This is a genomic window from Paraburkholderia solitsugae (assembly GCF_013177695.1).
Taxonomy (GTDB): domain Bacteria; phylum Pseudomonadota; class Gammaproteobacteria; order Burkholderiales; family Burkholderiaceae; genus Paraburkholderia; species Paraburkholderia solitsugae.
The window spans coordinates 1-5,708 of sequence record NZ_WOEY01000168.1; the positions used below are offsets into that span (position 1 = coordinate 1).

General features: G+C 57.8%; 4 protein-coding genes and 2 pseudogenes. 3 read left to right on the plus strand and 3 right to left on the minus strand.

Going from position 1 to position 5,708, the window contains the following annotated elements; all coding sequences use genetic code 11:
* A pseudogene (locus tag GNZ12_RS41520) lies at positions 1–217 on the minus strand (hopanoid biosynthesis associated radical SAM protein HpnJ); the annotation flags it as partial.
* A 45-nt stretch (positions 218–262) separates the two neighbouring features.
* Positions 263–1,486 (minus strand): bacteriohopanetetrol glucosamine biosynthesis glycosyltransferase HpnI, encoded by a 1,224-nt coding sequence (hpnI, locus tag GNZ12_RS41525; RefSeq protein ID WP_172318466.1) that lies wholly within the window; start codon positions 1,484–1,486, stop codon positions 263–265.
* Between the two features lie 963 nt (positions 1,487–2,449).
* Between hpnI and GNZ12_RS41530 the strand changes: the two genes are divergently transcribed.
* Positions 2,450–2,719, plus strand: a complete 270-nt coding sequence (locus GNZ12_RS41530; RefSeq protein WP_172318460.1) for a TetR/AcrR family transcriptional regulator C-terminal domain-containing protein — start codon at positions 2,450–2,452, stop codon at positions 2,717–2,719.
* 109 nt (positions 2,720–2,828) lie between these two features.
* On the opposite strand, the pseudogene GNZ12_RS41535 reads toward GNZ12_RS41530, so the two are convergent.
* A pseudogene (locus GNZ12_RS41535) lies at positions 2,829–3,434 on the minus strand (DUF2242 domain-containing protein); the annotation flags it as partial.
* Between the two features lie 1,249 nt (positions 3,435–4,683).
* Here GNZ12_RS41535 and GNZ12_RS41540 point away from each other — a divergent pair.
* On the plus strand, positions 4,684–4,959 hold the full coding sequence (locus tag GNZ12_RS41540; protein WP_172177837.1) for a CopG family ribbon-helix-helix protein: 276 nt from the start codon (positions 4,684–4,686) through the stop codon (positions 4,957–4,959).
* Positions 4,956–5,279, plus strand: a complete 324-nt coding sequence (locus GNZ12_RS41545) for a type II toxin-antitoxin system RelE/ParE family toxin (RefSeq protein WP_172318464.1) — start codon at positions 4,956–4,958, stop codon at positions 5,277–5,279. Before GNZ12_RS41540 ends, GNZ12_RS41545 begins: the two co-directional genes overlap by 4 nt.
* Positions 5,280–5,708 lie beyond the last annotated feature (429 nt).

Below are 5,708 nucleotides of genomic sequence, written 5' to 3' on the forward strand. Positions count from 1 at the left end.
TATCGAGCGATGCTTCGACGGACAGGCCGTCAGCGGGGGCGTCGAGTACACGGCTATCGGGGACAAGTGCCGCGGGCTGCGCGAGCCACGTCGGATACCAGAACGAACGCACTTCGCGTTTTGCCTGATAGCGCGAACCCGCGCCACCATCGAAGCCGTCGTAGGACGGCGCCTGCAAAAATAATGTTTTCACGAGCACTCCTAAAGCGTAAATCATGTACCGGACGATAAGGATGCTGATCGCACGGCAAGTGTACGAATATCATCGTCCATCGGACGCCTTCATCGCTGTCGTGTTTGAGGTGCGTACAGATTCGATGGCTTGCGTGACTGGCATGCGCGCTCCACGCCAAACCACGTACGATCCGAACGTCGCAGCAAGCCACTGTAGCGTAAGAAGCAAGTCGCGCAGAGGCACGAGAGGCAGATCGCGCCAGAATGTCCGCGTATGACGTGCACTGCGCCCGTGCAAGATAATTCGCGCAGCGAGGCCAAAAACCGTGTTTGCGGCCAGGATCGCGGCCGCCAGGTGGTGGGAGCAAGCGCCATTTGCTGAATCGAACAGCACTGCAATACCGGTGCTGAACAGAAGCCACGGTGTCGGAAACGTAATGAAAAGGGAGGCGAAGCCCCACGGATTGACCGACCGTATCGTTCGCAGCCAGCGGGTTTCCCGTTGCCAAAGCGTCGCGAACGTGGGCTCAATGACGTCCGTCGCGACCATCACCGGAGACAGCACAGTTCGCAAGCCGAGGGCGCGAGCGTGCTCGGCGAGCCAGTAGTCGTCAGCGAGGCAATTTTTAAGTGCCTCGAAGCCCCCAATCTTCTCGAGTGTCTCGCGTCTAATCGCCAGCGTGGCGCCGAAACCGAAGCGGCGAGAGCCACCTGCATGCGCGACTCGCACAGAAGGCGCAAACCATTCATTAATAAACAACGCACCCACACGTGGCCAGAAGCCTCCGACACTCTGAGCCATATACAGGCATGTGACTACACCGACAGTGGGATCGGTCAGTGGAGCGACCACTGTATTCAGATAGTCTGGCCTGACGGCGATGTCACTATCGGCGACGACGATGATGTCATGTCGCGCTCGTTCCGCCATGTTGATCAGATTGCTCACCTTGAGATTACTGCCGTGAACCCGTGCGTCGATTGCGAGCTCTATGTCGCGCAATGGGTACGCAGCTTGTAGCCGTCGGACGATGGTGATCGCCGGATCACTCGAGGATGAGACGCCAAACAGAAGCTGGAAGTTCGAGTGCGTCTGCTCGCAGAACGTAGCAAGGTTCTCGTATAAGCGCGGTTCCAACCCGCATAGTGGCTTTAGTACGCTGACGCCCCCAACCTGACGGTCGCTCCTTGCGCTGACGCGCGATCTTTCGAAAAAGGGCATCGCGACGGCAGCGATGGCTACATACACGGAACCGAGGCCGCACGAAAGAACAAGCAGGCAGATCGATACCTGTATTGAATGCGCCGTCATTGGCTGATGCTCGCATGCACTGTCCGCAGAGCTGGTCTGAAAGATGGCGACATCAACTTCGTCGGTGCGCAAGTCGACGCGACTCTGTGTTCTCTCTTACATGTGAAGCGGTGCAACCTCTGCCGGGTACCTTCTAGGCAGCGACAAACCAACTCCGTAATGCTCAGTAATATTGACGAAAACATTATGCAGATCTCTAGGTCGATACTATACAGATCCGATTGCAATTAATCAGATTAAACCGTATGGGCTGTGCCGGTGCAGATGCAAAAAATTCGTACGCACCTTCATTTCAATTGCGGCGTGGTTCGAGAAAAGACACACGCTCAACGATGAATGCGGGATTGTAGCAGTGCGTGGATAAGGTTGCAGCGCAGGCGTTCGCGGCAATGATGCCGTCTTTCTGTAGACATGGAAATTACGTTTTTCTTTCTTGATTGTTATAAAAAATAGAATAGTGCATTCAATAATTCACAATAAGAATGTGTCTTTCGATTCCTGGCACCTGTGGCGAGGTGTTGCGCAACAAAATGAACGGCGAATCTCAGTGTTTATCGACGCCTGAGTAATGTTTTGCAAGGAAAAACCAACCGGAACCGTTGCGTCGCATGCGTGGCCGTATCTGTTGCGCAGAATCCGGCTGGAAGCCTTGAGGTACTGTCGCCGGATGCCCGAAAAACGCACCAGTTCCAAACATACCAATGAAAGTGATCATTTCCTTTATGTGAATGAGTGGCGCGTCACACCGCCGGTCTCATGATTCGACATAGAGAACATTAGTAGTGCAAATTGACAAATCGTCCGCCTGCAAACTGGCGGTCGTGAACAATGGCGCATTACGGTGGGTTGCCCAGCTGAGCGACTGTGTGCCCGATGCGAATCCGCTCCGAGCGCGCTCGAGAACGTGGGGCTCCACCAGGAGGACGTCGGCACATGGCCGGGAGATGGTTCGAACTACACAGCTTGCTTCTGATCAAAGCGCATCGACAAACAGGGCAGACCGCGCGGCACGGAGCCGGTTTTCGGACTATCTGCGCGCGGCGGTGGCCCAACGGGACGCTGCAGGTCAATGACGTGGTTCTCGCGACCGGGCAATTCCTGCGCCCGATGCTGCGCGGGATCCGTACGCGGCTGCTTTGCGCCACAAAACGGCGCCCCGGCGCGTCCGAGCGCGGCAACATTGCACGTCAGGCTGTTCGCATCTTCGTCGCTGGATGCAAGGCGGGAAAGTGAGCGGACGAAACGTGGCTCGAGCGCAGGTTCGAGCGCCCGGTACCGTCGACGTTTACTTGCCGCTCGTCGCCTTCTCCGGATCACTGCCTGTCTGGGCTGCTCCGATTGGCGGCACGGCGTCGTTCATCGATGGCAGCGCCTCCTTTGGCGCTGCAGCGGCGGCAACAGCGGCAGGCTGGGCGGAGTCGGCCTTCAGGTAGTGATCGACTAGCGCGAAGAAACGCTGATAGAAAACCCCAGCAGGAATCGTCTCGCTCGCAACCTTCACCATCGAGTCATCGCTCGAGCCGATCGGCAGCGACAGCGATCCGAATACGCTCAGTCCGACGCTCGCCGACGTGTTGCTCTTCTTCAGCGCATAGCGATCCTGCACCGCGTTCACGTACGCCGTACTGCTGGTGCTTTTCGGGTCGTCGGTTGTACAGACCACGTGGATTTCAATCACCGCGTGCGAATCGCTGGTGGGCTGGAAATTTTTCGATCCATCGACCGAATCGGGCCTCGTCGAACTGGCGATATAGCCCTGGCTGAGCAATGCACGGCGGGCGGCTTCACAAGCGGGTTCCGCCTTCGCGCCGAACCTGTGCATATAGGGGCTATCGCCTGCGTCGAACTGTTCTTGCTGGTAAAGCGGCTTCGGCGTCGAGCACGCAGACAGTGCGCTCGCTAGCGCAAGCACGAAAGCCGCGGAGGAAAAACGGAACTGAGTATGCATGGCTGAATACGATGGATCGGCTTGAGCGGAGCAGCGGGTCTGATGCCAGAAGGTCAGGATGCCCAATGCTCTTGCGCGGCATGAGAGGGACACATCATGCGGCCGATCCGAAAATGAATGGGCAGCGCCATTATAATTTTATTTCCCTACAACAACCTTCGACGTTGTCGTGAGCGCAGGTCCGTCACGTGTACGGCGGATGTGGCAAGCCGATACGACGGGACGCATCCTGCGGATCATACGATCGAGAAAAGGGCGCCGTACCTTTCTGTGTGAGACCCGGACTGAGGCGGATGCGCGACCGAAGGCCACGCGTGTCCCTCGGCGTCCATCGTGCGCCAGGCAGGTGGGACGCGCCCAACAAGTAGGTGGGCGCAGCGGGTCAATCACGCGCCCGTCAACGTGCAAAGCTCGACATGAGCGGACAAATCTCAGTCTTTTTTAGTAGTGCATATTGGATAGGTTCGCTGCTTGCCCCAAACTGGACAGCAAGCCATCGACAACGGCGGGTTAAGTCCATGACCGACATGATTTCGCGGATCGTCCTGGTCCAGACTGGGGCAGCAGCTCTGTTCGCTGACGCTGATACAAGCCAGCGGGAACCACCGCTAACGCATAGCGTCGAGTTTCGAAACCATCGACGCTGAACGCGCGGCGAGAATGCTTCGGATCGCAGCAAGAGACTCTTCGGCCAGCGGACTGGGAGTTTGTCGGTGTGGAACGGAAAACACCGGGGTCTTGACACCTAGGTGTTTGCAAACGGCAGAGAGATAAGGTTTGCCGGATCCGGCACACCGTGCGACTGTGACAGCAATCGCGGAATCACCGACGAGCCGACGCAGCCATTCGAGCGTTCGGCGGTCCCTTTCGTTGTAAACCCTGACCAGATGCTCCATCATCCCTCCAGTACTGTAAAAAAATACAGCTCGCAGGACGGGAGCAAGGCCTTTCGCTGATAGGAGCAGGCCGCCGAGTGCGACTTGTCAGCATGAAAAATAGGGCTGGATGTTGAAGCCGTGCATCAGACGTTAAGAGGGCGGAATTGACCGCTCGTGGGCCAGATGGCTGAACATTTTCGGGACCACGTTGACGCACGGCGGCGGATGGTCCACGTGGCCATAAAAGCGAGGCATCTCCGATACGCGTGTGCGACAGCGTTTGCGAGAAGGCGCAGGCCCTCAGGTGATTCGCCACAGTCAATTTATTGTTTTACAATAGAAACTATTAGAAACTCATAATTGGGGTATCAATGACCGCAACAGCGACAACCCGGACCCTGACTGCGCAGGTACCCGTGGCGTTGGCCGAGGAGGTTGACGCCCTGGCCGAGCAGATCGAACGCCCGAAGCAATGGATCATTAAGAAAGCCTTGATCGCGTACTTGGCGCGTGAAAAGGAAAAGCGACGCCTGATCCAGGAGGGCTTGGACGACGTTGACGCGGGCCGTGTGGTTTCGATGGAGCAAGCCGAAGCGTGGGCGGATAGCCTCGGGACGCAAAACGAACGGCCGGTACCGCGCGCATGACCGTGCCTGTTGAACTGACCAGCAAGGCCATGTCCGACCTCGGTCAAATCGCTGAGCACGTCAAGCTTTACGACGACGTCGCAGTGGCGCGAAGGGTAGTTAAGGCACTGTTGGCCGAAGCGAAGAAGCTGGGTGAGGACCACCACCATCGGCTCGGGGAAGAACTGGACGGGTACGACGGCCCGCCGCCCCGCGAGGTTCACAAGTGGGTGTGCTTGGGCGGGCGATATGAAATCCATCTCGAAATCAAACCCGCCTACGCCGATCCCCCGACCACAATCTTCGTGCTCCGGGTATGGGACACGAGGCAGGACCGCTGACCAACGGGCATGACAAAGCGGGGCATTTGCCCGCTTGCGCGGCGCATGACCGGGGCAAGTTGTCGTGCACCCGCTCATGCGGGCGTGGCCACACTTCGCACATGTTAGTGAGGACCCGGGCCCGAGACGATGCCACTGAATGGCTTGGGGCCTGTAAGATCGGCGCTGGTGAGCATGCCGACACTTGCGGCGTGGCGTTCATCAGGCCCCCAAAAGAAAACGCCCGCGCTATTCACGCAGGCGTTTCCGTGGCCCCGCTACCGCGCCCCAATGAACGATTTCTCGTCCGCTTCTGCTTCAGGGGCCGGCTTCCGCGCGGCTCCCTTTTAGTATAGGACGCGCAGCGGGATATCCAAGTCGGCGAAACTGGCGTTCACGAACCGCTCCGTTCCGCAGTTGGACCGTCGTTGGTTCGCATAATTTTGTTCC

Coding starts and splice junctions, on each gene's coding strand:
- hpnI (WP_172318466.1), bottom strand. CDS start 1,486: ATGACGGCGCATTCAATACAGGTATCGATCTGCCTGCTTGTTCTTTCG.
- GNZ12_RS41545 (WP_172318464.1), top strand. CDS start 4,956: ATGACCGTGCCTGTTGAACTGACCAGCAAGGCCATGTCCGACCTCGGT.
- GNZ12_RS41540 (WP_172177837.1), top strand. CDS start 4,684: ATGACCGCAACAGCGACAACCCGGACCCTGACTGCGCAGGTACCCGTG.